Annotated in this window: 22 protein-coding genes and 1 tRNA gene; 17 read left to right on the plus strand and 6 right to left on the minus strand. The window is 49.1% G+C overall.

Annotation, left to right across the window (positions count from 1 at the left end):
• Positions 1-125: 125 nt before the first annotated feature.
• Positions 126-1,127: an NADPH-dependent aldehyde reductase Ahr gene (gene ahr, locus ACVL1J_RS03320; protein ID WP_236550794.1), complete on the minus strand. Its 1,002-nt coding sequence runs from the start codon at positions 1,125-1,127 to the stop codon at positions 126-128.
• An 89-nt stretch (positions 1,128-1,216) separates the two neighbouring features.
• On the opposite strand from ahr, the gene ACVL1J_RS03325 reads away from it, so the two are divergent.
• On the plus strand, positions 1,217-3,331 hold the full coding sequence (locus tag ACVL1J_RS03325) for a molybdopterin oxidoreductase family protein (RefSeq protein WP_491665113.1): 2,115 nt from the start codon (positions 1,217-1,219) through the stop codon (positions 3,329-3,331).
• A 10-nt stretch (positions 3,332-3,341) separates the two neighbouring features.
• On the opposite strand, the gene ACVL1J_RS03330 is transcribed toward ACVL1J_RS03325, so the two are convergent.
• Together ACVL1J_RS03330 and senA are read right to left on the minus strand one after the other, a co-directional pair.
• Entirely contained in the window at positions 3,342-4,091 is a 750-nt protein-coding gene (locus tag ACVL1J_RS03330) for a putative 4-mercaptohistidine N1-methyltransferase (protein ID WP_341238194.1), read from the minus strand.
• A 6-nt stretch (positions 4,092-4,097) separates the two neighbouring features.
• A complete protein-coding gene (gene senA, locus ACVL1J_RS03335) occupies positions 4,098-5,393 on the minus strand; it encodes a selenoneine synthase SenA (protein WP_341238193.1) in 1,296 nt (431 codons plus the stop codon).
• 44 nt (positions 5,394-5,437) lie between these two features.
• Here senA and ACVL1J_RS03340 point away from each other — a divergent pair, with 44 nt between their 5' ends.
• Positions 5,438-5,974, plus strand: a complete 537-nt coding sequence (locus ACVL1J_RS03340; RefSeq protein WP_341238192.1) for a hypothetical protein — start codon at positions 5,438-5,440, stop codon at positions 5,972-5,974.
• 47 nt (positions 5,975-6,021) lie between these two features.
• Positions 6,022-6,528 (plus strand): thioredoxin family protein, encoded by a 507-nt coding sequence (locus ACVL1J_RS03345; protein ID WP_341238191.1) that lies wholly within the window; start codon positions 6,022-6,024, stop codon positions 6,526-6,528.
• A 211-nt stretch (positions 6,529-6,739) separates the two neighbouring features.
• On the opposite strand, the gene ACVL1J_RS03350 is transcribed toward ACVL1J_RS03345, so the two are convergent.
• Positions 6,740-7,348: a 2-hydroxychromene-2-carboxylate isomerase gene (locus tag ACVL1J_RS03350; protein WP_491665114.1), complete on the minus strand. Its 609-nt coding sequence runs from the start codon at positions 7,346-7,348 to the stop codon at positions 6,740-6,742.
• A 556-nt stretch (positions 7,349-7,904) separates the two neighbouring features.
• Between ACVL1J_RS03350 and ACVL1J_RS03355 the strand changes: the two genes are divergently transcribed.
• Entirely contained in the window at positions 7,905-8,369 is a 465-nt protein-coding gene (locus tag ACVL1J_RS03355; RefSeq protein WP_491665115.1) for an antitoxin Xre/MbcA/ParS toxin-binding domain-containing protein, read from the plus strand.
• Positions 8,370-9,105: 736 nt separating this feature from the next.
• A complete protein-coding gene (locus ACVL1J_RS03360) occupies positions 9,106-9,828 on the plus strand; it encodes a hypothetical protein (RefSeq protein ID WP_491665116.1) in 723 nt (240 codons plus the stop codon).
• 134 nt (positions 9,829-9,962) lie between these two features.
• On the opposite strand, the gene ACVL1J_RS03365 is transcribed toward ACVL1J_RS03360, so the two are convergent.
• Positions 9,963-10,556, minus strand: coding sequence for a hypothetical protein (locus ACVL1J_RS03365; RefSeq protein ID WP_491665117.1), 594 nt, complete (start codon positions 10,554-10,556; stop codon positions 9,963-9,965).
• 173 nt (positions 10,557-10,729) lie between these two features.
• Here ACVL1J_RS03365 and ACVL1J_RS03370 point away from each other — a divergent pair, with 173 nt between their 5' ends.
• The 6 genes from ACVL1J_RS03370 (at position 10,730) to ACVL1J_RS03395 (ending at position 20,581) form a co-directional block, all read left to right on the plus strand.
• A complete protein-coding gene (locus tag ACVL1J_RS03370) occupies positions 10,730-10,975 on the plus strand; it encodes a hypothetical protein (RefSeq protein WP_491665118.1) in 246 nt (81 codons plus the stop codon).
• An 87-nt stretch (positions 10,976-11,062) separates the two neighbouring features.
• Positions 11,063-13,936: a PD-(D/E)XK nuclease family protein gene (locus tag ACVL1J_RS03375; RefSeq protein WP_491665119.1), complete on the plus strand. Its 2,874-nt coding sequence runs from the start codon at positions 11,063-11,065 to the stop codon at positions 13,934-13,936.
• Positions 13,936-17,208 carry a UvrD-helicase domain-containing protein gene (locus ACVL1J_RS03380; RefSeq protein ID WP_491665120.1) on the plus strand — a complete coding sequence of 1,091 codons (3,273 nt, stop codon included), beginning with the start codon at positions 13,936-13,938 and terminating at the stop codon, positions 17,206-17,208. The genes ACVL1J_RS03375 and ACVL1J_RS03380 overlap by 1 nt, the downstream gene beginning before the upstream one ends.
• Positions 17,209-17,210: 2 nt before the next feature.
• Positions 17,211-18,188, plus strand: a complete 978-nt coding sequence (locus tag ACVL1J_RS03385) for a helix-turn-helix transcriptional regulator (protein ID WP_491665121.1) — start codon at positions 17,211-17,213, stop codon at positions 18,186-18,188.
• A 274-nt stretch (positions 18,189-18,462) separates the two neighbouring features.
• The gene (locus ACVL1J_RS03390; protein WP_491665122.1) at positions 18,463-19,455 is read left to right on the plus strand and encodes a tyrosine-type recombinase/integrase; all 993 of its coding nucleotides are present in this window, start codon (positions 18,463-18,465) and stop codon (positions 19,453-19,455) included.
• A gap of 133 nt (positions 19,456-19,588) precedes the next feature.
• Positions 19,589-20,581 carry a P63C domain-containing protein gene (locus ACVL1J_RS03395; RefSeq protein ID WP_491665123.1) on the plus strand — a complete coding sequence of 331 codons (993 nt, stop codon included), beginning with the start codon at positions 19,589-19,591 and terminating at the stop codon, positions 20,579-20,581.
• Between the two features lie 253 nt (positions 20,582-20,834).
• On the opposite strand, the gene ACVL1J_RS03400 is transcribed toward ACVL1J_RS03395, so the two are convergent.
• Positions 20,835-20,911, minus strand: a tRNA-Met gene (locus ACVL1J_RS03400).
• Positions 20,912-21,038: 127 nt separating this feature from the next.
• Between ACVL1J_RS03400 and ACVL1J_RS03405 the strand changes: the two genes are divergently transcribed.
• From ACVL1J_RS03405 to nusA, 6 genes are all read left to right on the plus strand, one after another.
• On the plus strand, positions 21,039-21,533 hold the full coding sequence (locus ACVL1J_RS03405) for a YiiD C-terminal domain-containing protein (RefSeq protein WP_394672240.1): 495 nt from the start codon (positions 21,039-21,041) through the stop codon (positions 21,531-21,533).
• 9 nt (positions 21,534-21,542) lie between these two features.
• A complete protein-coding gene (locus ACVL1J_RS03410) occupies positions 21,543-21,758 on the plus strand; it encodes a DUF1289 domain-containing protein (protein ID WP_159568748.1) in 216 nt (71 codons plus the stop codon).
• A gap of 461 nt (positions 21,759-22,219) precedes the next feature.
• Positions 22,220-22,834 carry an SMC-Scp complex subunit ScpB gene (gene scpB / locus ACVL1J_RS03415; RefSeq protein WP_159568747.1) on the plus strand — a complete coding sequence of 205 codons (615 nt, stop codon included), beginning with the start codon at positions 22,220-22,222 and terminating at the stop codon, positions 22,832-22,834.
• Positions 22,806-24,176: a 23S rRNA pseudouridine(2605) synthase RluB gene (gene rluB / locus ACVL1J_RS03420; RefSeq protein WP_341237665.1), complete on the plus strand. Its 1,371-nt coding sequence runs from the start codon at positions 22,806-22,808 to the stop codon at positions 24,174-24,176. Before scpB ends, rluB begins: the two co-directional genes overlap by 29 nt.
• Before the next feature lie 186 nt (positions 24,177-24,362).
• Positions 24,363-24,866 carry a ribosome maturation factor RimP gene (gene rimP, locus ACVL1J_RS03425; protein ID WP_236550802.1) on the plus strand — a complete coding sequence of 168 codons (504 nt, stop codon included), beginning with the start codon at positions 24,363-24,365 and terminating at the stop codon, positions 24,864-24,866.
• Positions 24,867-24,876: 10 nt separating this feature from the next.
• The gene (gene nusA / locus ACVL1J_RS03430) at positions 24,877-26,346 is read left to right on the plus strand and encodes a transcription termination factor NusA (protein WP_341237666.1); all 1,470 of its coding nucleotides are present in this window, start codon (positions 24,877-24,879) and stop codon (positions 26,344-26,346) included.
• The last annotated feature ends 62 nt before the right edge of the window (positions 26,347-26,408 follow it).

Genomic DNA, 26,408 nt, shown 5'->3' on the forward strand with positions numbered 1-26,408 from the left:
CTGAGCTATTTTCGGTCTTTGGCCGTTTTTTGATGTATTCAGAACCCTCCCACCTAGGGTCCCCTCAATGTGGTCTTGAAACAATCACATCAAAGGGTGGGGGTGGGGGGGTAAAAAGAGGGGGATTAACGGGACAGCACCACTCTAAAGCGGGGGCTTCCATGGCGTACTTTGTCCAAGGCCTCATTAATTTGATCAAATGAGTACGATTCAACAATCGGCTCGATTTTGTGAAGACCCGCAAACTTCAACATGTCGGCGATCACCCGTGGGCTGCCCACTGGCGACGAAGAAATGGTTCGCTGTTGGCCCATCAATCCAAACACGCCAATGTCCAGTGGTTCCAGCACAGCACCCAGAAAGTGCAGCCGCCCCTTGGGGGCCAGGGTGGAAATGTAAGCGTTCCAGTCAAGCTTCACATTCACCGTCGACAAGATCAGGTCGAAAGATCCTGCGGCTTTTTTGAGTGCGTCGGGATCTTTGCTGTTCAACACATGGTGTGCGCCCATACCCAATAGCTCGTCGGTTTTGGATGGATTGCTGCTAAAAGCAGTGACCTCGCACCCCCAAGCCTTTAAAAACATCACGGCCATGTGGCCCAAACCACCCACGCCAATTACAGCCACTTTGCTTTGCGGCGAAATATTGAATTGCACCAAGGGGTTGTACACCGTAATGCCACCGCACAACAGCGGGCCAGCCGTGGCAGGGTTGACACTCGCAGGAATTTTGACAGCACTGATCGCTTGTGCGCGCACTTTGTCGGCAAAGCCGCCATGCCGACCAACAATGGTGCCTTTGGCTGTGCTGCACAGGTTGTGGTCGCCGCCCATACACATTTTGCAGCTTTCGCAATAACCTGCGTGCCAACCCAGACCCACCACATCGCCAATGGCCAAGTGGCTTACATGACTACCCACCTTGCTCACGCGACCGATAATTTCGTGGCCCGCCACCATGGGGTATTTGGCTCGGCCCCAGTCGTTGTCCAGCATGCTGATATCACTGTGACAAATACCGCAGTGGTCCACATCGATCTCAATGTCGAATGCGCTTAATTCGCCAGGGTCGTATTGAAAGGGTTTCAACGGGCCTTTGGCCTCGAAAGCTGCGTGTGCATTGATCATGTTGTCTCCTTTAGATCACTTGATGGTATTACACCTTCGCCAGTAGTATGGGGATATAAGTAATAAACAGAACATTCGGGAGACATCGATTGCAAACCTATCGCCGTGCATGCCATTTGTGCGAGGCCATTTGTGGCCTGAAAATTGAAGTCGAAAACAATCAGGTTGTTTCCATCAAGGGCGATGAACAAGACCCGTTCAGCCGCGGACACATTTGCCCCAAGGCTGTGGCATTGAAAGACATTCAGGAAGATCCGGATCGATTGACCAAGCCGATGAAGAAGGTCGATGGCCAGTGGGTAGAAACCACCTGGGAAGATGCAATCGAGCTGGCCTGTGAAGGCTTGTTCCAGGTGCAACAAAAATATGGTGCGAACGCTGTGGGGGTTTATCAAGGCAACCCCAATGTACACAACTGGGGCCTGATGACCCACAGCGCCAATTTTCTGGGTTTGCTGAAAACCCGCAATCGTTTCTCTGCAACTTCGGTCGACCAGTTGCCCATGCAGTTGTTGGGTTACTGGATGTTCGGGCACCAGTTGCTCATCACCATTCCCGACATTGACCACACCAACTATTTCCTCATGTTGGGCGCCAATCCGATTGCCTCCAATGGCAGCCTGATGACCGTGCCCGATGTGGCAAAGCGAATTAAAGCCTTGCAGGCGCGGGGTGGAAAACTGGTGTTGATCGACCCCAGAAAAACTGAAACCGCGCAGATCGCTGACAGCCATCATTTCATAAAACCGGCCAGCGACGCTGCCTTTGTGTTTGCACTGATCAACACAATTGTGGGCGAAGGCCTGACCCGCATGGATCGTTTGGCTCACCACAGTGAAGGCTTGTATGCCGCCTTGGGTGCCATTTCAAAGGTAACACCGGAAGTGGCGCAAGCTGAATGCGGCATTGATGCTGAAACCATTCGCCAAATTGCCCGTGATTTTGCCAATGCGGGCAAGGCAGTTGCTTATGGACGCATGGGTGCATGCACGCAGCGCCATGGCACCTTGGCGCAGTGGGGAATTCAGTTGCTGAATTTTGTAACAGGCAACACAGACCGGGTGGGTGGAAGCCTGGTGGCCAACCCCGCGCTTGACTTGATCGCTGCACCCAACAGCAAGCCAGGCAGTTATGGCCGCTGGCACAGCCGGGTCAGTCAAAAGCCTGAGGCCTTGGGCGAGTTTCCCAGCGCCATCATGGCCGAGGAAATTCAAACAGAAGGGGAAGGGCAAATCAAAGCGATGGTGACCATTGCAGGCAACCCGGTGTTGTCCACGCCCAATGGTCAGCAGCTTGACAAGGCCATAACCGGGCTTGATTTCATGGTGTCAGTGGATTTGTACATCAATGAAACCAATCGCCATGCCGATGTTATTTTGCCCACGACTTCGCCCCTAGAACATGATCACTATGATTTGATCTTCAATATTTTTGGCGTGCGCAATCAGGCCAAGTACAGCGCAGCCACCTTGCCCAAACCTGAAGGCAGTCTGGATGACTGGGAACTGATGGATAAGCTGGCTGCCTGCTACAGCGCCAAACTTGGAAAACCAGCCCGGCCTTCCATGCCGCCGCAAATGATCCTCGACATGGGTTTGCAAATGGGGCCTTATGGCATGGCCAGTGAGCACAAACTGAGTTTCGAACAATTGAGGCAGCGACCTGAAGGAATTGACCTGGGGCCACTTCGCCCCAGTTTCCCGGACCGCTTGCAAACTGCCGACAAGAAGATTCAATTGGCACCCGCCGAGGTACTTCAGGCTGCAGCAAATTATGTGGATGATTTGCTGGATGCCAGCAAGCGCGCAGGCACAGAAATGATGCTGATTGGAAGGCGTCACATTCGCAGCAACAATTCCTGGATGCACAATTCAGAACGCTTGGTGAAAGGCAAAAACCGCTGCACCGCCATGGTAAACCCAGCCGATGCAGCACGCTTGAATTTGCAGGAAGGCCACAGCGTGCGGGTGCGCAGCCGCGTGGGCGAAATTACATTGTCCGTGGAGATTTCAGAGGATGTAATGCCCAGCGTGGTCAGTATTCCCCACGGCTGGGGACACGACAAATCGGGGATTCGCTTGCAGGTGGCTGCTGCGCATGCAGGCGTGAGCTGCAACGATTTAACTGACGAACAATGGCTGGACGAGCCCAGTGGCAATGCAGCGGTGAACGGTGTACCGGTCACTCTGATTCCAGTGCCTTAGCCATTGGATATTAGCCAGGCTTTCTTTCCCACACGGTCATTTCTGCAAGGCTGTGCTGGTATTTGCGGGCAGTTTCGCGAATCACAAACGGAACATTCATTGGTTCCCGAACCTGTGTGAAATGGGGTGCAAGCACGGCTTGCATACCCTGCAACATGGTTTTGGGGTTTCCGTTTTCTTCAATTCCGCCGAGCCAGTTTTCTTTCGGGGTGTACTCTGTCAGCAGCGTGTAGGGTGAGCTGATCACTAACAGGCCGCCGGGCACTACGCGGTGGGGCATGTCGTTTAAAAATTCGGTGGGGTTGTTTACCCGGTCAATCAGGTTGCCCGCAAATATCAGGTCGTAGCCGGTGTGTTCTGGCCCCAGTTTGCAGGCGTCGCCTTGCGAGAACGCCACGCGTTGGTCACAACCACCATAATCAAAATCGCCAAGCGACACTTGCATGGCTCTACCCAAATCGCCTTCATCGTGCAGAAAGTAATTCAGCGTGTTGCCTTGTTGCAGTTGTTGTGCGGCATGAATAAAACGGGCGGAAAGATCGACACCAACGGTGGCATCGAACCCCAAGGCCAGCTCGAAAGTGCTTCGGCCAACGGCGCAACCCAGGTCGAGCGCTTTGCGGCGAGGCCGATTCCCCATGAATTCCAGGCAAAGTTGCGCACAGCGCACCGGATAGTTGGGAACATCAAAATAATCAATGCCGTAGTGAAAAGCCAGGTACTGGTTTAATAACTCGTCGGTTTCGTAAGGGTTGTACATATAGCCTTATTGGGCGCAGGTTCTAAAGCCGACAAACACATCGTTGCGGTCGGGTGTATAGGCTTGGCGGTAGGTGCCGCGAATGAGTATGGACGAAGTAGCACACGAGCCACCGCGCACCACTTTGTGGTCGCCGAATTGCAAAGTCGACATGAAGGGGTACATGTCCATGGTGAATCCGTCGTATGGGAAAAACAGGCTGTTGGTCCACTCCCACACGGTGCCAATCATTTGTCGGCAGCCAAACGGGCTGTCACCCTTGGGCAGGGCGTTTACTGGCAGCCTGGCCAGGTTGGTGCTGTCCATGTCGACCCAGTGTGCTTCCATGGTGTTGCCCCACGGAAACTTGTTGAACGTACCCTGTTCACGGTTACCCAACGCCGCAACTTCCCATTCAAACTCAGTGGGCAGGCGTCGCCCGGCGAACTTGCAATAGGCTTGCGCTTCCCAATAACTGATGTGTTTAACCGGTAGCTCGCCCTGAACAGGCAACCATTGGTCGAAGCAGCGTTCAAACCAAACACCGTTTTCATGTTTCCAGAACAAGGGGTGCCTGGCACCGCTGCCGTTGCGCCACTTCAGGCCCGCCATGCTCCAGTATTGGTCGTTCTCGTATCCACCAGCCTGAATAAAGGAAAGGTACTCGGCATTGCTCAGCAGGTTTTTCGAGATTCTGAATGCTTTCATGTCAATCACAAAGCCGGGCTTTTCATTGTCGAAACAGAAGTCTTCTGTTGCGAAATGTTCAGAATCGGGCGGCATACCAATGCGGTAGCGGCCTGCGGGAATTTCAATGTCTTGCGTAACAACTGCCTGCGCGGCCAATTCGCCCGTTTCACTGGTGGAGTAGGGGGGCGGCGCATAGCCCAGGCTTTGGCGCGCCCACACCATCGACTCAATGTGCATGTTCAGGTGAAAAATGGCGTACTTGTACAGATACAAATCACGGTCTGTCAGCGGCTTGCTTTCAATTCGCTGCCTTACCTTGTTGAAGGTGTCGTCAAAGTAGCGCAGGGTGTCGGGTTTATCCGGAAAAAGTCCTTCCTGCCAGCGGTCTTCGTGCTCCAGCTCGAAGGAATCCCAAATATCGTCCAAGGCGGGGTTGTACGCGGGTAGCTTGTCCAGGTTTTGCAGAATGAACCGTTCGAAGAAAAAAGCAGCGTGCCCAACTTCCCAAATGGGCGGGTTGATTCCCGGCAAATAAGGCACCTTGACCTGGTCTGCATTCAAGCTATTGAGTAATTCGAGCACGCGCTCGCGGCTTTGTTGTAAAGAAGCGAGTAAGGATTGCTTGTTATTCATCGTGGTGGTACTACTAATGGGTTACACATAATTATAGGTTACCCATGCCCATTAAATCGATATTGCGCACCTTGACTGTTGCATCCACCGCACTCTTGATCGCCAGCGGCAGTGCCTATGCCGAAAAGCCTGAGAAAGGAAACGGCAACCAAGGCAAGAACAAAGAACAAAATGAACAACGCGGGCAAAAGGAAAACCGCAAAGGCGGTGGTAACGAGAAAGGCCAGCGTGCTGAAGGCCGAGATTCTGGCCGAGACGGTGGTGTGTCGGTGTCGTTTAACTTTGGCAGCACTGAAACCCGCATTGTGCGGGATTACTACGGTGGCCAGGTCGCCAAAGGCAAGTGCCCACCCGGGCTGGCCAAGAAAGGCAATGGTTGCCAGCCCCCAGGGCAAGCCAAACAGTGGCAAAAAGGCCGCGCCTTGGGCAGCGGTGTTCGCTATTACGACATTCCCAATGAATTGCGTATTCGCTTGCCCGTACCACCCTTGAACCACAAATATGTTCAATTGGGCACAGACCTGTTGTTAATTGCGGTGGGTACAGCCATTGTGGTGGATGCGATTGACGGGATTTTCTAAACAATTGTTTTGAGTTTGATTGAACTGATTGCCTACTCACTTCACTTATGAAATTGATTGCAAGTCACCCCATTTGCCGCGTTTTGTTGGTTGCATTTTGTTTGGTGTTTTCGTCGCAAGCCTTGGCTCGCGAAATCGAACCCAAGCCCATGCATTACGAGTTGCCCAATTGGTTCAAACAAACTTTTCTTGAAATTCCTGTTGATATTCAAGATGCAAAGTCACGGGGAAAAAAGCTGTTGATTTTCTTTCATCTTGACGACTGCCCTTATTGTGCTTATCTGCTTCAGGAAAACTTTACGCAAGGTGCAAACCGGGAATTGATCGAAAGCAAGTTTGATGTTGTGGCGATTAATGTTCGTGGCGACTTGCCAGTGAACTGGATTGACGGCACGGTCTATTCTGAAAAACAGTTGGCCAGAAAGCTGGGTGTGTTTGCCACCCCGGCTGTGCTGGTGCTGGGGCCCAAACCCGAGGTAAGCAAGAAGATCATGGGTTACAAAAAGCCCGGAGTTTTTATGGAGCTTTTGGGGTTTGAGGGGGCGGTTCAATAACCCCACAATCTGGGTTAAAACAACACGCACGTCAAACCCAAACCCATTGCCGCAGCTTCAATCGCTGAATCATTGGTCGAAGTGATTAGTTTGGGTTCAAGCCTTACAGCCACATTTCCATCCTCCCCGCCAAACCGCCATTCCTGCACAGGATTGAGCTGCACTGGAGCAATCAAGGTGTGGTTCAGCAAATCTTTGGGGTGCTTGGACTTTAATCCGCTTTTTCCGCGCTCAAGCAAAATGAGATTGCGTCTTCCAGTCGATCATCCCCCCAAAAAAGTTGATCACGAACAATCAAAGTTGGAGCACCAAAAATCTGAAGTCGATCGGCCTGCTCAGTGATCTGTTTCAGTCGGTCTTTGGTTTCTTGGCTACTTGCAAGTGAAAGTATTTCCTGAGGGTCGAGGCCCATTTGCACGAGAATTCCCTGGATAGTTTCCTGAATGGAAATATCTTTGTTGAATACGAAGTAGGTTTTGAATACATTTAGGCAGAACAAATGAAGCCATGGGGCATCCGAAAACGCTGTGGCAATCCGCGCTGACAAGATACTTCCGATCGGGAACTGGGTTGGTTGCTGGAATTCAATTGAATATTTGTTGGCTTGGCGTTTCACGTCTTGCCACATGTAGGCAAGTTTTCTGGGTTGAGCCAGAAAGGGGCTGGATTGCCAACCTAGCCTGTTAAAAATTGCGCCAAGCACCACAGGAATTAGCTGAACCTTGATGTCATTGCTTGATACGAGACTATGGATCCTTGCGACAGCCAGGTATGAGTATGGACTAGAGAAGTCAAAGTACAGATCAATTTGCTTGTTCAAGGGCTGCACTCCCGGAAATATTTGGTAAGAGGGTGCAGTGATTTCAAATTTAATTACATGCCATGTCAATCTAAAAAACTGACATTTTTTGTCACAAAACAAAAAGGCCGATCACCGTTAAGTGATCGACCTTTCTGAGTATTTGGTTGCGGGGGCAGGATTTGAACCTACGACCTTGGTTATGAGTATTTTCTCTTTTAGCGATCACAAGCGGTGAAATTCGATAAGTATCGGGATAAATCGAGGCGTTTGCTACGCCAGTGCTGGCTTTCCAGCAATTCTCTGGGGTGCCAATTTAGATCGCTTTAGTCCTATTGTATTAAGGTGCCCCCCTGGGCACACGCACTCAATTTCTCCGCTTTGGTAATTTTTAAGGGATTGAATTGACCTTCAGGCTTTAAAAATCGACTGCATCATCACCAATGAATTTCTGCAATTCTTGGGAGGCCGTCTGCCTATAGTTGCGCGACTTTTTCAGGCCACGTTTTGGGGGCTGTCTTTTTCATCCAGATCAGATAAATTGAATCGGGCGAACCCCCATTTTATGGAGTCACAGTTGCCCGAATCATCATTTCAAACGGTTAGCTTTTCCAGTTACCTCAGCTCTGTTTATAAATCCACTCTGTTCGAGCGGGTTGGCTTGATCAGAGCGGGAGTTCCATGTGGGTACTTTTATGACACAGCCCAGGCTATGGGAGTCAGCTTGGCTGATTTGGCTCGAAGTTTGGGTGTGCCCCTATCGTTGGTCTATTCGATCAAATCCAAAGGTTCGACCAACCAGAAAAAGAGCCTATCTAACCAGATTATTGGAATTCACCTGTTGATTGGCCAGGTACAAAACTTGGTGGAAGAGTGTGGTGATCCTGTTGGATTTGATGCTGCTAGATGGCTTGGCGATTGGGCTTTCAGTCCAAATGACGCGCTTGGTGGAGTGCGTCCGGCAGATTATTTCGACACCGTTGTGGGTCAAGGGGTAGTAGCGGATTTGTTAGCAGCCATTCGCCACGGCAATTTTCAGTAGCCAACTGTGAATCAGTCCATCGGAATCCATGAAAAGCCCTGAATGGATGCAAAGTCCCGAATTTTTAACTCTGATGGTGCCTTCGGCTATTACTAAACTTTGATTCGAGCCATGTTGGGAAATAAAAAATTTGTATAGAGAAAGGGGTGATGCAGTGAGGGTTAAAAATTAAAGAGATGAAAAATAAAAACTGGAAATTCTTTGTTTATACATTTCTGCTTATGTTGTCGTCTTGCACTACGCTCACACCGCATGAGAATTTTAAAGAACATATGGCATCTAGCTTGGGGGAAAGTTTAGATTCAGCCATTTGGTCAAAGCTCTACATAAAACCAACAACTGTCAGAAATCTATCGAACGGCAATATTGAGAATGAATATAAATGGAGAGGTACTTGTAAGTATTTTTTTGAGTTTGATCCTCAAACACGGATCATTGTTAGTTGGCGTTTTACTGGCAGTGAAGGAGACTGCACCGTTGCGCCTTAGATAGCACTTGAGTCGTTCCCTGTGCTAACCAAACGAACTTTCTGAATGCTCTGTAGAGTTCTCATGCAACATAGATAAAATAGAAAATCCGTGTTCAGAATCAGAGCGCCCCATCAGCATTGAACTGAGATTTGAGTGGTGCCCATTGGGCCTAATCAATAAGATGCTCCTAGGTGGGGTCATGTGGACAGATCAGAAATCTAACCACTATAGGTTTAGATGAACATAAAGGAAGAGAGAAAAAACTCATGAAAGGTCGTTTAAAGTTCTGTTGGGTCCCCTTGGTGTTGCTCATCGGCGGATGCTCCACCTATGCGGTCAACGACATTTATTCGACCTCAGGTTCAAACACGGAAGTCTTTCACTCTGTAAAAACCGATGCTGTTGATTTGAAAGTTTCTCTTGCTCCGACTCTTCGATTTTCCTCAGTTGGCATGTTGGGTGTTCCAGTGGTGCCCATGTATCTGGATTCAAAAGACAAGAACGAACTCAGGCTCAACATAGTCATGTCCCTAAAAAAAGATCTCGACTTTTCGTTCGCCGGGAACCCCTGTTTCAAACTCGACAATCAGAGAACCTTATGTCCAAAGATGGCGGAGGTGTCTGCAAAGGCATATGTTTGGTCAGACGAAATGCATGGCAAAGACTTCACCACTAGGGTGTTAAAGGATATCGGTAATTTCTATGGAAAAGACCGCCCCAAGCTGATTGTGCGTTCGCAGAAGGCTGAGGGTCGATTTTCTCGTGCTGACATCTATCAACACTATGAGGCGTATCAAGGTGAGCCAAAATTTGAGCGGTTTGAGTTGAACATCGATTATGTGTACGACTGCGCTGGCCCGTGCCCAGAGAGCTTTCAATTCAATACAGATGGCCTCATGGCAATTCAGGATCTTCAGATTGAATCAAAGACACTGGAACTGAGGCAGAAAAAAGCTGGAAAATTGGATCTTTCTGTCCCCACAAATTAAGTCTTATCCAATGAGATGGCTCTTAAAATCCAAGCGTTTAACTGTTAACGCTCTATATCTTAGATATAACTATTCCCAGAGTTCTGCACTGCTGCTGCTTGAATCCCCTAGCTTTCACTAGGCACTTTTTACCCTCACGTGGGCGACTCGCCTCGAAGTGCGTCAATGATTGTCTTCAATTCTGGTGTACTCCTGACCAAATTCATGTGCTGTTCAAAAGTCCACGTTTTTGGATCGATCTCCTCTCCGAAATGGGTCAAAATTTTTAAATCAATTTTTGAATACCTACTAAGAGGAAGATCTGGTTTATTACCCTTTTTTGCCAATCCAGCCATGGTGAGCTTGTCATTCGCTTCTTTACTGATCCGCACAACCGGGTAAAAAATGAGCTCTTGGAGTGGAATGTTTTTCTGTGAGTACAGTTTTACTAATTCAGATACAGGAATAGCGTGGTCACAGATTACTGGCGGTTGCCCCTTCTTTGGTGTCCACTTTTCTTCTAGCTTTTTTTCCCGGTACAAGCATCCATTCTTGAAATTACCCGCACATCCCAAGAGCCCATTGCAATCCCGGATGATAGTCGCAACTGTGTCATTCACTTTTCTGCCTTTGTTAAATTCCGCCTGGCTCCATAGTTCAATAATTTTCTTTCCAATCGAGATGTATTGAAGAATTAAATCGCTTGGCTGAGCGTTTGCGATTCTGGAGGTGGGGAGTTTGATGCCCATGTGAAGTGACCTAGATTAAAAGTTGCGTGGGCTACCCCAAATAATTTTTACCACAAGATGCTGGCTCTCCCACCTAGTGTATTTGTTTTCTATCCTTCTTAATTATTGCGTGCGACACATTACGTCGCACGTCAAGCCATGATTATGGTTCCGGCTCACTGTGTTGACAAATCATGTTCAAACTGAAGGACCCTACAACGATCGTTTATCAACCGGCCGACGGGCAAATAGTAAAGGAATTTCGTCTACCGGTCGAACTTACAGAAGAACCAGCCAGCCAAATTATTGGGCAATTTGTTTATTTCACGACTATCGATACACGCTTTGTTTTTAGCCTTTCCGGAAGATTTGTCTTTGCCAGCAGTCTTGATCTAATGATCCCAGTAGCACACATCAATGAAGGTCCACCGCAGCTTTGATGACAAGACCTATAGCCCAGTAATACGAGTTGTTCCTGAACTCATTAGTGTGTCAAGATCAATTCATAACTCTAAAAATTGCCAAAAATGACATTTGAGACAAACTATTCCGCCCCACACTTTTTCTTCCTTTGTCCCGATTCCGAGTTTACTCGGGCTCTCAGACGCCACCTTGCTATTAGTTTCGGAACTGTCCTTGCAGAAGTAGGCACTGTCGATCAATTGATTGAATGTGCATATCAAAAACATTTCCTGAATTTAGATCCTGAATTAAATTCCGGGCCAATAGATCGATTTTTTGAGCTTTTGAGTTCATTAAATACCTCAGATGATTCGAAGTATTTTTGGCAAAAGTCTTTCAATGTCGATCCTGTAGGTGTGAAGAATGCACTAGCTGAGTCAATTTTTAAAATTTTGGATACAGAGAAAGGGGCAGGGAGCTGTGTTTGGGGCAATGAGGCCAAAGATTTGATCACAAAACAGCGTTTGGTTGATCTTCAATTACTATTCGAAAGATCAGAGAAAGCCAAAGCCTTACCCCCCAAGCTGCAAAAAATAAGCAGCATCATTGAATGCGCTGATCCACCCGTAACACCCATCCAAGTTATCACATCGTCACTTTATCCATTAAGAAGCAATTTGATCGATCGTCTTCTGAACAGACTCTCCACGAATTGTCTCTTTAACGAAGAAACCCAAGCGTTACATGGTGAATATCAAAAGGCATTTGAGGAGTTTGTTCAAGGCTATAACAAACCCAGGGCGGAAAGCGGAAGTAATCTGAGAACCGCAGCGTGCCATTTATTTAGGCCCAATCAAAACATCAGCCCTCCTTGGAATCAGAGGGATAACACACTTCAATGGCTTCGCTGTAGGGATCGGCTCGAATCGATTGAGATCATCCTCGGCATGATTCAAAAGCAAATAGTTTTGGATTCATCTTTGCGTTACGCTGATTTTGCGTTGTTGCTTCCTCATAAATTCGAATCGCATAATCATCTTGCTCGGCTATTCGATAAGTTTGGCGTGCCGCTGGCAAACCTGCAGTGGACTGATTTTGAGAGAAACCTGGCTGGTGAATTGCTTTCGAGCATCCTCTTGGCTCTCGAAGGGGCAAGTCCGAAGTTGTCACTAAAATCTCTGCTTACCAATCCACTTTTGCCATGGAGCGCAAAAATCGGTAGCTCTTTGGCCGATGGTTTGGATCAATATGGTTTCTCCGTCAAAGTCCCAAAAGAGTTTCCAGGGAATTGGCGAGCTGTCACAGATTTGTTTAAAGGTATTGAGAGATCTGAGCTTGCAAGTGCTCTGAAGCAGATATTTGCCATCCTTAAGCTTGATGGGATCAACGAAGTTCAACAACAAAATACGAAAAATTTGTTTGATACAACGATTCAAGCAGCGGGGAACCTGGCCCTTGGTTTTGATGCAATTCGCAGTTTAATCCCAATAGCGCCACTGCAAGTTGAGAAACAGATTGGCCCCTTTGTCGATGGCGTGACTGTTCTGTACGAAGAAAAGCACGCTTGGAGACCCGTTAAATTCTTGTTTGTTGTGGATTTTTCGGAAGGATCCTTTCCCCCAGATTTTAATAATCCGGCCGTGCTGTCCGACGCGCAATGGAACAAACTCAAGGAGAATTGGACAACTCTAGCGTTATCGATGGATACGCGCGCTCAAGCACGTAGCTTGTTCATCACACAGCTCAACTGTGTGGAGAAGAAGGTTACCTTCTTTTGCCCTGCCTTTGATGAAATGGGCAAGGGGTTAAAACCTTCAGACAGCCTAGTTGATTTCTCGCTCCTTGCAGGGGAGACCGGATCACCAGAAAAACTGATTCTCGATATCACTGACGAGATCGATCAACAGCAAATTGAGCAACTGAAATACAGCCCTTTACCAGTTCTACCTGTCGAGCGCTTTGTTGCCACTTCTAAAGATATTCGTTTGGACACTGATCTTCTGTCAATGTGGACCAAATCATCGATTGATGAGGTGACTGGAGAGACTGTCACTTCATTGAAATCACAATCTCCCAGCGCATTGGATGATCTACTGATCTGCCCTCTCGGCTGGCTACTCAAGCAAATTGGGGCAGAAAATCGAGTGTGGGAGCCTGACGGCTTTACTCCATTGACAAGCGGGCTAATCGCTCATGACGTGATGGAACAATTATTCGCTGTTGAACAAGGCGTTATTCCATCTCAGGCCATAATTGAGTTCAAGGTTTCAGGTTTATTTGAACAGGCGATCAAGAAGAAAGCCCCATTCCTCACCACTGCGATTTGGCAAGTGGAACGCAAGAATCTCTTAAGTATTATTCGGCGAGCTGCACTTGATTGGGCTGAGCTACTCAAGCGCTTGAATGCGCGTGTTGTAGCCCCTGAATTGTGGCTTCAGGGCACTTTTGATGGTCACCCGATACATGGTCAAACAGACAGTGTCATCGCTTTGCCCGACTCTGGGGTACTTGTGGTGGACTTTAAAACTGCAAAAGCCGACAAATACGAAAAGCGCATGAAAGCACGTCTGGATTTACAGGCCAGTTTGTATGAGCAAATGCTGCATTCCGGGGGACCAAAGAATCCTAAAGATGTGGGAAAGGCCAAGCATGCCAATCTTAAGAAGCTCAATGGGGTTGTCTACTTCACATTAAAAGATCGTCTCGCCACTTCGAATTTCGTGCCACAGCAAGCCATCAATGGATGGCATTCCATCGAGCCTGTTTCTGAAGACGGCGAAGCCATGCCGTGGAGCCAAGATGTTTCATCTGCTGCCATGACACTTCTTAAAACGCGCTTTGACGAACTCCGGCAAGGGGTTATTCCCGCTATCAAGGTTTCAGAAATGCGTAATTTTCAAAAGCAGGGGTTCGGAGGTTATGTGTATGAATCCTCACCGCTCATCAAGCTCGGGATCGTGAACGATCTGGGCGATGAAAGCAACGAGGAGGAAGAATAATGGATCAGTCACTCAACATTATTTCGGCCTCTGCTGGCAGTGGTAAAACCCACACGCTGACCGAAACTCTGCTCGGTAAAATTAGCTCTGGCGAGCTAAGCGCAACAGAATTAGTCGCTGTAACCTTCACTGAAGCAGGCGCTTCAGAGCTCAAGACCAGGATCAGGGCTGCGCTTTTGAGTGCAGGCTTGTATGAAGCTGCACAACAGGTTGAAAATGCATACATTTCGACCATTCACGCTTTTGGAAACCGGTTGCTCAAAGAGCTTGCTTTTGATCTTGGTACTCCATTGAGTACCCGAATGCTCAATGAGGACGAACAAACACAACTTATTCGTGCCTCAATGATTGATTCAGACGCGCTCATTCAAATGACTGAAAATTTGGATCAGTTCGGCTACAAAATTACTAGAAGGGGGAGCAAGTTCGTTTCTGCTGAGGACGCCTTCAGATCTCAATTAAAGTCTTTTATTGATTTACTTAGAAGTACTGGGCGTCAGCAAGCGGACCCAAATTTTCTGACTCGAAGCTTATCGTGGCTTGAGAATTGTTATGGTCCAACAGAGACCAATCGCACAGAAAATGACCTAGCCAAGATCATGCACTGTCACGTTAAGGCTTTGCTCGATCAATTTCCAATTTGCCCTGTTGAGTCATTTGGAGTAACGGGTGCTGGACCTGTGGCTGATTTTCGAGAGTCGTATAGAGCACTGGAATCGGCCGCTAAATTTGAACCACTTCTGACAGATTGGGCTCTTTGGGGACAGCTGTGCAAGTTAAAAGTTACTTTTAAGGGTTCAGCCAAAGCTCCAAACTACAGTAGATACAAAGAATTGGCTGATGCGGTAGTTAGTGCGGCAAACGAGCTTTTGGTCATTCACCCCGGTCCGTTAAGGCAAAGTAGGGAACAGCTTGCGGGATTGATCAATGGGGCTGGCCAAACTTTAGATGGTTATGCAAAGCGAAAGCAAGAAGCAAAGCTCATGGATTACACCGACATGGTGGCTTCAGCGGAGATTGCTTTACGCCAGCACGAACTTCAAACCCGACTTGCGGATACGATTCGCATGGTTGTGGTTGACGAGTTCCAGGACACCAACCCGATCCAGTTCGCATTTCTTTGGCACCTAATCGGAGCCGGTATTCCGTCAATCTTAGTGGGCGATGCCAAGCAAAGCATTATGGGCTTCCAGGGTGCCGACCCTCGGCTGTTTGAAGCGTTGTTGGTGAATCCAGCCGCAAAGGTCAGTAGCCTTGAGAGCAATTGGCGCTCTCAACCTGCACTTTTAGACATCATCAATAGTTTTACCCAGGGGCTGTGTTCTGCTGAGGGTATGAATACCTCTTATGAGCCACTTGGGCCTAAAGGCACTACATCTTCGCTAATTCCGTTTCACATGGTTGTGATGGAAGATAAACCGAAGTCCAATCGACGCTCGAGTGATCAAGAGGTAGACGATGAGGTTCAAGTTCATCCCTCTGAGCGCGAGTGGAACGCCTACCAGTTGGCAAAAATTCTCAAGCGTAAGTTGAATTCCGGTATTGAAGTGATCGACCGAAAATCGGTTAATGCACGTGCGATCCGAGGTTCTGACATCGCCATACTTTGTCCAACCAACGGTATGTTGGGGGTCTACGCAAGAGAGCTCGAGAAGCTGGGTGTTTCAGTGAATGTCGAAAGGCAGGAGTGGTTTGAGAGCGCTGAAATTCAAATTTGCTTGCAACTCCTGAAATTATTATCCAATCCCGAAGACAAGCACGCACGATTGTTTTTGGCCTGTTCAGATTTCGGACAAATGGATCTGCAGCAAGCGTTGGAATTGGAGCTGCTGGGTGAGGGCATCCATCTACCTGTTTTTGATACTTTGGAAAATTTAAGGGATAGCCACCGCACGCTACCGATTAAAACCATTGTTGAGTTGATGCTTGAGGAAACGGGTTTATTTGATCTGGCAGCGACTTGGCCTGACGCTTCTCAAGCACGTGCCAATTTGATCAAATTGATCGGATTGGCCAAAGAGTTTTCGTCTGCGCCCGCAGAGACACTTGCCTCGGCTGGTTTTCACGGACAGGGAATTGGTACCTTCATTGGTTGGCTTCATTTTCTCAAAGCAAATAGAAATGAGGACTCCTGCCCCAAGGCAAGTTACAGCGACACGGATGCGATAGAGCTGACGACCTGGCACAAGTCCAAAGGTCGTGAATGGCCCATCGTGGTTGTGTGTGGCATGGATAAAAGTCCTAAAGCGGACCTTCCTTCAGCAGGTATTGGATATTCTGACTTTGCGGACTTCTCTCAACTAATTCAAAATAGCCGAATTGAATTCACCCCCAAAGTAGCGCTTGAGTCAAAGCGAGAATTGATGGCTGAACCATTGCGCCGTCAAGCTGAAAAAGTCGCAATGCGTGAACTCTACGTAGCCTTGTCGCGGCCGCGGGAGCAGCTGGTTTTGGAGTGGCTGCCAAGTCATTTGGATTCAAAGGCGAAAATAAAAAAACGAATTCAGATATTGCAAGATCTGTGTGATGTTCAGGTTGCTGAAAACTCGGTTCAAATATTGGGGAGTTCCTTTGATGCTGAAATCGACCGCGTCAAATATCAGTGCGAACCTAAGGAAAATGATCTTGATTTGGTTCTGCACGCAAAACTCGCAATAGGGCGTCGCGCATTGGATTTCAATACCTACTCAACTCCAAGGATTTCAGCTCAGCAAAATCCATCCGTGGTTGCTCATGAGAGGCAGCAAAACACCCAGACGAATAACAAAGCTCAGGTTACCGCGGTGCAGGTGAGCGAGCCTATTGATCTTGGGTATCACAAACGGGCGAACGAGCTCGGAACCCTGATACATCGGGCAATTGAGCTAGTGATGTCGGGCAAAAATTCTGTTAAATCTTACAAAAGCCGGTTAGAAGGTGCTTTGAGTGAGTTTCTTTCTTCACAACAGATCGAACAGATTTGGCTACACGCACATTATCTGAAAGATAACCTTAAATCGGCAGGAATCGACCGCTCAATTTCCGTTGAAGTGCCAGTAATTGGTCAGTTAACTGATTCAACAATAGCGGTTGGTTCGATCGATTTGCTTGCGACGGGAGAGAAGGTCAAATTCATCATTGATCACAAAACCGATTCAAAAATAGAAGTCTTGGATGATGTTTGGGCAGCCCATCGATCGCAGCTTGAGGTTTATCAAAAATTATTGCCTGAATATGGCATCGCGCTGAACCTGGTGCGATCGGGGCAAGTGATACTCGGAATGGAAACTTGACCATGCCCAAGAAATCTCGCGGTACATTGCTTAGACATTGGGAGATGTTAAAACTCATTCCCAAAGAGCCAGCCGCAATCTCCACCAAAGGCTTGTGTACCAAACTTAAGGAATGTGGATACACAGTCACCAAGCGTACCGTAGAGCGTGATGTGAACAGTATGGTCGAGGCTGGCTTCCCTCTGGTTGTCGACGATTCTGAGCACCCGCACCTTTGGAGTTGGTCAAAGCAGTCCAACGGATTCCATGCTCCAAGAATGAGCATAAGCGACGCTCTGTTAACAGTGATGGCAGCAGACACCCTGATCGACCTGCTGCCCAATGTCGTTTCCGAATCACTAATGAGCTTAAGAGTGGAAGCTGAACATACACTTAACGCAGCTCAATCTTCCAACCAACTCGTAAGTTGGCGCGAAAAAGTCGCGATCAAAAGTCCCTCTCAGCACCTGATTCCACCCAAGGTAGACGATGCGGTTAAAACGATTTGTTACGAGGCTTTGTTATTCGATGAGCAGATCAAAATAAGCTATTTAAATATCAAAAGCGACACGCCAGCCGAACACGTAATCAACCCTCTTGGCATGATTCAACGGGGTTGGATGTCATATCTCGTGGTGACGTTTTCAGGGCATCACGATTTAAGGTTGATCGCACTGAATCGCATTAAAGAAGCAGAGCGTACGTTTGTTCAAACCGCTAAACCCACGGATTTCAGTTTGGCAAAATATGTCGAGGACGGATTTGCCGATTTTGGTCGCGGACAGATTATCAATGTTCGTGCGGAGATCAGCCCTTTGCTGCATAAATATCTTCTGGAATCGAAGTTATCGGAAGATCAGTCATTTGAACAAGCTGACGGAAAGATTATTTTGAATGCCAAAGTAGCCATGACCCCTCAGTTCGCGTGGTGGTTGAAAACGTGGGGGGGCGATATAAAGGTCGTCTCGAACGCACCGGTTTTAGAGATTATTACCAAGTGAATCGTCTCGTTTTACCTAGACACTTTCGTTTGATACTTCATTTTTCTTTTTATGGCCCTTGTTGGCTCAGAAAACAAAAAAACCAACCACCGCTAAGTGATTGGTTTTGATGATAAAAATTTGGTTGCGGGGGCAGGATTTGAACCTACGACCTTCGGGTTATGAGCCGCCGCGAGCAATGGCCGTGGCTTGTCTCCCGGTGATTTAGCAGCTTAAGAGCCTCTCCAATAAGGCAATCATCACATATGTGACTGACAACTTTTAAGGAGGCCTCATGCCCACTATCGTTCAAAAAAACAACCGTTATTTGTCACGTGTCCGCATCGCAGGGCACAAAGGAATCTCATCTACCTTTGACTCATACCATGAAGCCCTGAAATGGGGTTTGCAAATGGAAGCTGAGTTCAGGCGAGCTACGCCCGAACGTCAGCGCTTGCTGGAAGTTGCTACCCTGAAGGCTGCGATGCTCCGTTATCGGGAGGTAGTGACTCCAACCAAGAAGGGGCACGTTACCGAGCGTAGCAGGATCGATTTGATCATCAGGTTCTATCCCACACTCGTTAACCGCAACCTTGAAGACATTGAGGGTATGCACATTGCTGATTTTCGCGATGCTTTGGTAGGAAGTGGTTATGCGCCCGCCACCGTGAAGCGATACATGGAAGTGATCAAAGCAGTGTTCAAAACCGCGAAGTATGAGTGGGGCTTCCGCAAGCTGCTCGACCCAACCGAAGGTGTGCGAATGCCCAGCATTCAAAACGCCAGGTCTCGTCGATTAACCCCACAAGAGTTTCAGGTCTTGTTGGCCTCATGTGATGAGCATCCAAGCTACTGGTTGCGCCCGTATGTTGTTCTTGCCGTTGAAACTGCCATGCGTCGTGGTGAGCTGGGTAACCTGAAGTGGGTTGATGTTGATTTTGAGCAGCGGTGGGCACGCCTGGATGCAACCAAGAATGGGAAGCGGCGTTTTGTGCCGTTGTCGAGAAAGGCGCTGGAACAACTCGATTACCTGAAAGGGTTGTCGTTTGGGGAGCGTGTCTTCCCCGTGCAAATTGACGCGATCACGGGTGCGTTCGGCACTGCGGTGAAGCGAGCTCGCATTGTTGACTTCCGTTTGCATGATCTGCGGCATGAGGCGGTTTCACGCTTGATTGAACGTGGCCTTTCTGTGTTCGAGGTCAAAGAAATCACGGGGCAACTCACAACCACGATTGTTGAGCGTTACACGCACTTAAGAAGGGATGACCTCCTTAAAAAGTTGGATTAACCAACTTGATACGCCGTCGGTGGTTGTGGCTAAAGCAACCTCTGATTTACCCTTGAGTAAATAAAATGCTTGCTTGCATTTACAATTTTGGTATGCTTGCAAATGCAAGTATAGATAAAAGGAAAATGCAAGCATGATGAAAGATGAATCAAAGGTTGTCGGCGGGTTAGCTAGATCTGAAAAACTTTCAGCGGAGGAGCGAAGTCAAATCGCAAAAGTTGCTGCATCTGCGAGATGGGGTGCTCCAAAAGCTACGCATCGTGGGGACGTTACGATTGGTGATGTGTCGATTCCCTGCGCAGTGCTTGAGGATGGTCGTAGAGTTTTGACGGAAAATGGGATTACCAACGCACTCCTCGGTTCTAGAAGTGGTGCTTCAAAACGACTGAAAAAGGTGTCGTCCGCTAACGGTGCCCTAACACCAATATTTTTGGCTCCCGAGAGGCTCAAGCCGTTCATTTCAAAAGAAATGTTAGATGGGCCCCTTCAGCCAGTGACTTACATCGATGGTAAAAAAACGGTTGTCGGGTTCGATGCGACCATTTTGCCCACAGCATGTGAAATTTGGTTGAGTGCTCGTGACGCCGGAGTTCTTCAGGAGCAACAACGAGATAAAGCTCAAAGAGCGGAAATCCTTATGCGAGGTCTCGCTCATATCGGCGTAGTTGCTTTAGTTGACGAAGCAACGGGGTATCAAGAAGTCAGAGATAAGCAGGCGCTTCAGGCGATTCTCGATCGCTATCTTGCCAAAGAGCTGGCAGCTTGGGCGAAACGCTTTCCTGATGAATTCTATAAGCAAATGTTTAGGTTGAAAGGGTGGCCTTTTGACCCAACTTCCGTTGCTCGGCCTGGTGTGGTGGGTAAATACACTGTTGATGTTATTTACGAGAGGCTCGCGCCGGGTTTGGTCGATGAGCTAGAAAGACTGAACCCCAAAGAAGATGGTGGGCGGAAGTCGCGTCATCACCAGTGGTTATCAACAGATGTGGGTCATACCGCGCTTGCCCAACATTTACATGCGGTAATTGGTTTCATGAGGGCTTGTTCAACTTGGGAGCAGTTTATTGATATGTTGGATAGGGCCTTTCCAAAGAAAGGGCACACCATTCCGATGCTTTTTGATTGATTACAGACCGAGCCCGTATCGGAAGGGTTTGCTTGTTGTATTTTCTCGCTCAGATTTGGGGCGGTGTATGATTTATTAGCCTGCCTTCGATTAGTCGATGGAAGGTTATTTGTATCGATTGCCCGAATTTGTTTTGGCACTCGCTCAAGCTGAAATTTCACACTAGGTGACAAACACCCCGCCCGAAACCGGCATTTAATGTCACAAAACAAAAAGGTCAATCACCGCTAAGTGATTGACCTTTCTGAGTATTTGGTTGCGGGGGCAGGATTTGAACCTACGACCTTCGGGTTATGAGCCCGACGAGCTGCCAGACTGCTCCACCCCGCGTCTGGTAAGAACGAAACTATAGCGGGTTTCCGCCTTGTGTGCAAGTGCACAAACGCAGTTCAACCCACAAACATCCCCTCAAAAACCTTTATCCTACTGAAACCACAAGAAAAATTCGCAGCAAAAAATGTTTAAAAAATTTCTGAAAGACCTTTCAAACAAGCCCGAGTTCATGCGCAGGGCCATGAATTTTTATGCACCATTGCGCGGTGCGGGCATTCATGTTCATCACATCAGCGCCAATTTCGACGAAGTTGAAGTGCACATGCCGCTCACGCGCCGCAATAAAAACATCATGGGAACTCAGTTCGGCGGCTCACTGTATGCCATGGCCGACCCCTTCTTCATGCTTGTGCTCATGAAGCGTTTGGGCAGTCACTACCATGTGTGGGACCAAGAGGCGAACATTCGTTTTATTGCGCCAGGCAATTCACTGGTCAAGGGCGTGTATCAAGTCAATGATCAAACGCTCAGTGAAATCAAGTCCAAAGCAGCCACGGGCGAAAAGGTATTGCACACATTCGAGGTCGACATTACCCACGCCGATGGCTCGGTTGTCGCACACGTCACCAAAGTGCTCTATATTCGCCTGAAGAAGCAACACCGTCCCAACTCCAACTAAAGTAGCAACATGTCAAAACCTGAATACGCCAACCTGCCCGTGTGGCCCGAAGCCGATACCCCCTGTGTGGGATTTTGTTCAACCAACCTTGGCGACGACGTTTGCATGGGTTGTGGTCGTACGCTCGACGAGGTTGATGGGTGGTTGTTCAAAAGCGATGAGGAAAAAGAGGCCGTCTGGAAGCGCATCCGCCAAGCGGGTGTTGGCTATCGTTGGGAAAGCTGAAATAGCAAGCGCGGTTGGTCTCTAGAGCGCATGCTCAGTTTTTAATCAAACAACCAAAAACTGCACAAAATCAACGGGCTGAAAATTTTATCCACAGCGAATCGGGAAGGTTTTCCCCGCCCAGTGTGGATAAGTTCCACAAGCCTCGGGGTAAGCCACAGTGGGGATGTTCAGCGCACCGAATCGGGGCACACTGTAAATGTCTCCGACCCTCCATGGGTTACTTTCAGATACGGCTCGCCCAGGTGAGCCGTTTTTTTTGAAATTAATTGTGTGATCAAGTGGTTGCTGATCGGTGGATAACGTGGTTACAATGCGCCATCGGTTTATAAAATGCCCGTCGCGCAACTCGTTTCACGCTGCGCCCCTGCACCCCGCTGGCAACAGCCACCTCGGCCTGCAGGACCAATCGGCACTATTTCCCTATCAACACCTGAATTTCTTAAAGTGAGTCCGCCTGGATGGATCCCCAGCGCGCTAAAAACATATTAGAAGCAGCTCTGCTGTGTTCGGTTGAGCCCATTGCGGTCAAAGAATTGATGCGTCTGTTCGACGATGCCATCGACGCCTCAGTGGTTACAACGCTATTGGAAGACATCCGCCGCGACTGGACCCACAAGGGTTTGGAGCTGGTGCAGGTTAAAACCGGATGGCGCTTTCAAACCCGAGATGACGTTAAACGTTACCTTGAGCAAATGAATCCTGAAAAGCCCCCGAAATACTCAAGGGCTACCATGGAAACCTTGGCAATTATTGCCTACAAGCAGCCGGTTACCCGGGGCGACATCGAATCCATTCGTGGTGTCACTGTGTCTACCCAGGTCATGAAAGCACTTGAAGATCGCGGCTGGATCGAGTCAATCGGTCACCGCGATGCACCGGGGCGCCCAGCACTTTGGGCCACAACGCCCCAGTTTTTAGCCGACCTTAATTTGGTCAGCCTAAGCGATTTGCCTGCACTGGACGATGAAAAAGACCAGCAGCTGGCTGATGAGTTACAAAAAGTCATTCCATTTGATGTGGATGACAGTGATACAGCGGAAAACGATGAGAACCAACAAGCGCAAAGCAACTGAAACACTCGATACCAACCCGATTCCTGAGCAAGTCATTGTCAGTGTCGACAGCGAGAGCCACGACATGGAGTGGGGCGAAGTACTGAATCAGGTTGAAGGGCTGAAGTCTGAAGAAAATGGTGGCGCAGGCAAGAATCGCAGCAAATTGAATGTGCGGCTCGATCCCGAGTTGGCGCCCAAGTTGCACAAGGTGCTGGCCGATTCCGGCATGGGTTCCCGCCGTGAAATGGAAGAACTGATTGTTGCTGGCCGGGTTTCGGTCAATGCTGAGCCTGCCCATTTGGGTCAGCGGGTGTTGCCCACCGATCAGGTCCGTGTGAACGGCAAGCTGATCCAGCGTAAAAACAAATCCAAGCCTCCACGCGTGCTCATTTATCACAAGCCCGCAGGCGAAATTGTCTCAATGGACGATCCCCAGGGTCGAGCCACCGTATTTCAGAAGTTACCCAAAATATCCAATGGCAAGTGGATTGCGGTAGGCCGTCTCGACTTCAACACCGAAGGCCTGTTGTTGTTCACGTCCTCGGGCGAGTTGGCCAACCGTTTAATGCACCCCCGCTATGAAGTTCAGCGTGAATATGCAGTGCGTATTCTTGGCGAATTGACCGAAGAACAACGCCAGCAATTGCTGACAGGTATTCAACTTGACGATGGCCCTGCCAAGTTTCTCTACGTCGATGCCGCAGGCGGCGAGGGCGCCAATCGCTGGTACAAGGTCGGTTTGAAAGAAGGGCGCAACCGAGAGGTTCGCCGAATGTTCGAGGCCTGCAAACTTACCGTGAGCCGTCTGATCCGCACCCGGTTTGGTGACATTTTGATGCCTTCCACGCTCAAGCGTGGTCGTCACATGGAAATGGAAGCGCTTGAAGCCATGTCGTACATGCAGTCCCTGGGCTTGAAGGTGGATGAGTCCGCCCAAGAAGGGGCCATTCGCCGTGACAAAAAGAACATTGGCTCGAAAAACAACAAACGCCGCAATGGTCAGCCCTTGATTGATCCAGGCCTTGCCTTCACCACACCCACGCAAACCTACCTCACGGTTTCCGGTGCGACAGCGGCGGCGGCTTTGAGCAATCAGAACAATTTGTCATCTGCCGGCGGCTCCGCCCGCCGTGGAAATGGTGGTGACCGCAATGGCAACAGGGCGGGTGCCAATGGCAACGCCAGTGCGCCTGCCGGTAAATTTGCAGGTGCGGGAAAGCGACCCGCCGGGCCACGTGGCGCAGGTGCCCGCACTGGTGGGCCTTCAGCAGGGCGTGGTCCAGGTCGAGGCAACGAAGCCGGAAACGGCGCGCCCCAGAAACCGCAGCAGCGCAGACGCAGGAAAGCCCCCACCATGTAGTTCCCCAAGCTGGAAATTACTTGAAAATAAAGGCAGTTTCGGTTATTCTCTGAGGCTGCCTGAGCGCCCACTCCAAAAAGGGTGTCTCAAATGAAGTGGGCTTACAGGCCCATTTTTTTTTGGTAAGGCGGTTTTGAAGCAAATTAAAAGACGAAGCAAGCGAATTAGTAAAGGCGAAGAAGCGAAGTGATCAATCCTGAAGAGTTTGTTGGCAATTCATGGTCTGGCGTGTGGTCAGAGTCCTGGGTAACGGAAGCCGACGCCGTGATTGTCTCGCTGGGTTTAGAGGTTGCGGATATCGAGCGTGAGGGCAATGGCCTGTTGCGTATCATGATTGATTCGCCAGCAGGTGTCACTGTTGAAGACTGCGAAAAAGTCAGTCACCAACTCACCCACCTGTTTACCGTCGAAAATGTCAACTACGAGCGGCTCGAGATCTCCTCGCCGGGCGTGGATCGCGTGTTACGTCGCAAAAAAGATTTCGAACGGTTTTTGGATCAAGAGGTGTCCCTGAAGTTTAAGCGGGCCATCAACAATCAAAAACAGTTCAAAGGCGTATTGCAAAAAGGCAAAGAGCAAACCTGGGGAGTGTTGGTCACTCCCGACGGAAAAAATGCCGAGCCGTACTTGCTTGATTTTGAAATAACTGATTTGGCGGGTGCCCGTCTGGTCCCCCATCTAAAGTTTTAGGAGCCCTGGAATGAGCCGTGAGTTGCTTTTATTAGTTGATGCGTTGGCGCGCGAAAAAAATGTGGACAAAGACATCGTCTTTGGTGCGCTCGAATTGGCATTGGCTTCCGCAACCAAGAAGCGCTTCGATGAAGAAGTGGATGTTCGCGTGTCCATCGATCGCGACACAGGCGACTACGACACTTTCCGTCGCTGGGAAGTGGTCACAGAAGAAGACTTCTACGACCCCGCCTATCAAATGGTGTTAGACCAAGCCTTGAAGCATGACGAAGAAGCCGAAATGGGCGACTTCATCGAAGAAGAACTTGAGCCCGTTGAATTTGGTCGAATTGGCGCCCAAGCCGCCAAGCAGGTAATTCTGCAGCGCGTTCGCGACGCTGAGCGTGAGCAAATCCTGCAAGACTTCCTTGATCGTGGCGACAAAATTGTCATTGGTCAGGTCAAGCGCATGGAACGCGGCGATGCCATCGTTGAAAGCGGTCGTATCGAAGCCCGTTTGCCGCGCGATCAAATGATTCCCCGTGAAAGCCTGCGTCCAGGCGACCGTGTACGTGCCTACCTCTGGAAGGTAGATCGCTTGGCGCGCGGTCAACAAGTTATTTTGTCGCGCACATCACCTGAGTTCATCAAAGCATTGTTCGCCATGGAAGTCCCGGAAATCGAGCAAGGTCACCTGGAAATTAAAGGTGCTGCACGCGACCCCGGCATGCGAGCCAAAATTGCAGTATTGGCCCATGACCGTCGCATCGACCCCATCGGTACTTGCGTGGGTGTTCGTGGCTCTCGTGTTCAGGCTGTTACCCAAGAGTTGGGCGGTGAACGCGTAGACATCGTATTGTGGTCCGAAGACCCAGCCCAGTTTGTGATTGGTGCTTTGTCGCCAGCAACCGTTCAATCTATTGTTGTTGATGAAGACCAGCACGTGATGGAAGTGGTGGTTGACGAAGCCGAGCTGGCGCAAGCCATCGGCCGCAGCGGTCAAAACGTGCGTTTGGCCTCTGATCTCACCGGTTGGCAAATCAATATCATGACCCCCGAAGAATCGGCCAAGCGTTCCGAAGAAGAAATCGGCAAGTTGCGTGAGTTGTTCACCAGCAAGCTGGATGTGGACGAAGAAGTGGCCAACATTCTGATCGAGGAAGGTTTCACAGGCCTTGAAGAAGTAGCCTACGTGCCAATCGCTGAAATGCAGGAAATTGAAGCATTTGACGCCGATACTGTCGAAGCACTTCGCACCCGCGCCCGCAATGCTTTGTTGACCGAGGCCATTGCGCGCGAGGAAATAGTAGAAGGTGCAGGCGACCTGATGTCCATCGAAGGCGTTGATGGCGACTTGGTTGGCAAGCTGGCTGCTGCTGATATTTCAGACCGCGAAGGTTTGGCCGAGTTGGCCGTCGATGAATTGGTTGAAATTGCAGGAATTGAAGAAGACCGTGCTCGCGACATCATTATGAAAGCGCGCGCACACTGGTTTGAGTAATCCAAACCGTATTGAGTAGAGTCGAATCGGGCCACTCGGTCCGGTCAGTAAGGGAATTTGAA

The sequence above is a fragment of the Limnobacter sp. G6BE5S genome (genome assembly GCF_058448965.1).

Bases quoted from the DNA above. Each gene is read 5' to 3' on its own strand.
- ahr (WP_236550794.1), bottom strand. From the start codon at position 1,127: ATGATCAATGCACACGCAGCTTTCGAGGCCAAAGGCCCGTTGAAACCC.
- ACVL1J_RS03330 (WP_341238194.1), bottom strand. From the start codon at position 4,091: ATGTACAACCCTTACGAAACCGACGAGTTATTAAACCAGTACCTGGCT.
- senA (WP_341238193.1), bottom strand. From the start codon at position 5,393: ATGAATAACAAGCAATCCTTACTCGCTTCTTTACAACAAAGCCGCGAG.
- ACVL1J_RS03340 (WP_341238192.1), top strand. From the start codon at position 5,438: ATGCCCATTAAATCGATATTGCGCACCTTGACTGTTGCATCCACCGCA.
- ACVL1J_RS03345 (WP_341238191.1), top strand. From the start codon at position 6,022: ATGAAATTGATTGCAAGTCACCCCATTTGCCGCGTTTTGTTGGTTGCA.
- ACVL1J_RS03360 (WP_491665116.1), top strand. From the start codon at position 9,106: ATGAAAGGTCGTTTAAAGTTCTGTTGGGTCCCCTTGGTGTTGCTCATC.
- ACVL1J_RS03365 (WP_491665117.1), bottom strand. From the start codon at position 10,556: ATGGGCATCAAACTCCCCACCTCCAGAATCGCAAACGCTCAGCCAAGC.
- ACVL1J_RS03370 (WP_491665118.1), top strand. From the start codon at position 10,730: ATGTTCAAACTGAAGGACCCTACAACGATCGTTTATCAACCGGCCGAC.
- ACVL1J_RS03375 (WP_491665119.1), top strand. From the start codon at position 11,063: ATGACATTTGAGACAAACTATTCCGCCCCACACTTTTTCTTCCTTTGT.
- ACVL1J_RS03380 (WP_491665120.1), top strand. From the start codon at position 13,936: ATGGATCAGTCACTCAACATTATTTCGGCCTCTGCTGGCAGTGGTAAA.
- ACVL1J_RS03385 (WP_491665121.1), top strand. From the start codon at position 17,211: ATGCCCAAGAAATCTCGCGGTACATTGCTTAGACATTGGGAGATGTTA.
- ACVL1J_RS03390 (WP_491665122.1), top strand. From the start codon at position 18,463: ATGCCCACTATCGTTCAAAAAAACAACCGTTATTTGTCACGTGTCCGC.
- ACVL1J_RS03395 (WP_491665123.1), top strand. From the start codon at position 19,589: ATGATGAAAGATGAATCAAAGGTTGTCGGCGGGTTAGCTAGATCTGAA.
- ACVL1J_RS03405 (WP_394672240.1), top strand. From the start codon at position 21,039: ATGTTTAAAAAATTTCTGAAAGACCTTTCAAACAAGCCCGAGTTCATG.
- ACVL1J_RS03410 (WP_159568748.1), top strand. From the start codon at position 21,543: ATGTCAAAACCTGAATACGCCAACCTGCCCGTGTGGCCCGAAGCCGAT.
- scpB (WP_159568747.1), top strand. From the start codon at position 22,220: ATGGATCCCCAGCGCGCTAAAAACATATTAGAAGCAGCTCTGCTGTGT.
- rluB (WP_341237665.1), top strand. From the start codon at position 22,806: ATGAGAACCAACAAGCGCAAAGCAACTGAAACACTCGATACCAACCCG.
- nusA (WP_341237666.1), top strand. From the start codon at position 24,877: ATGAGCCGTGAGTTGCTTTTATTAGTTGATGCGTTGGCGCGCGAAAAA.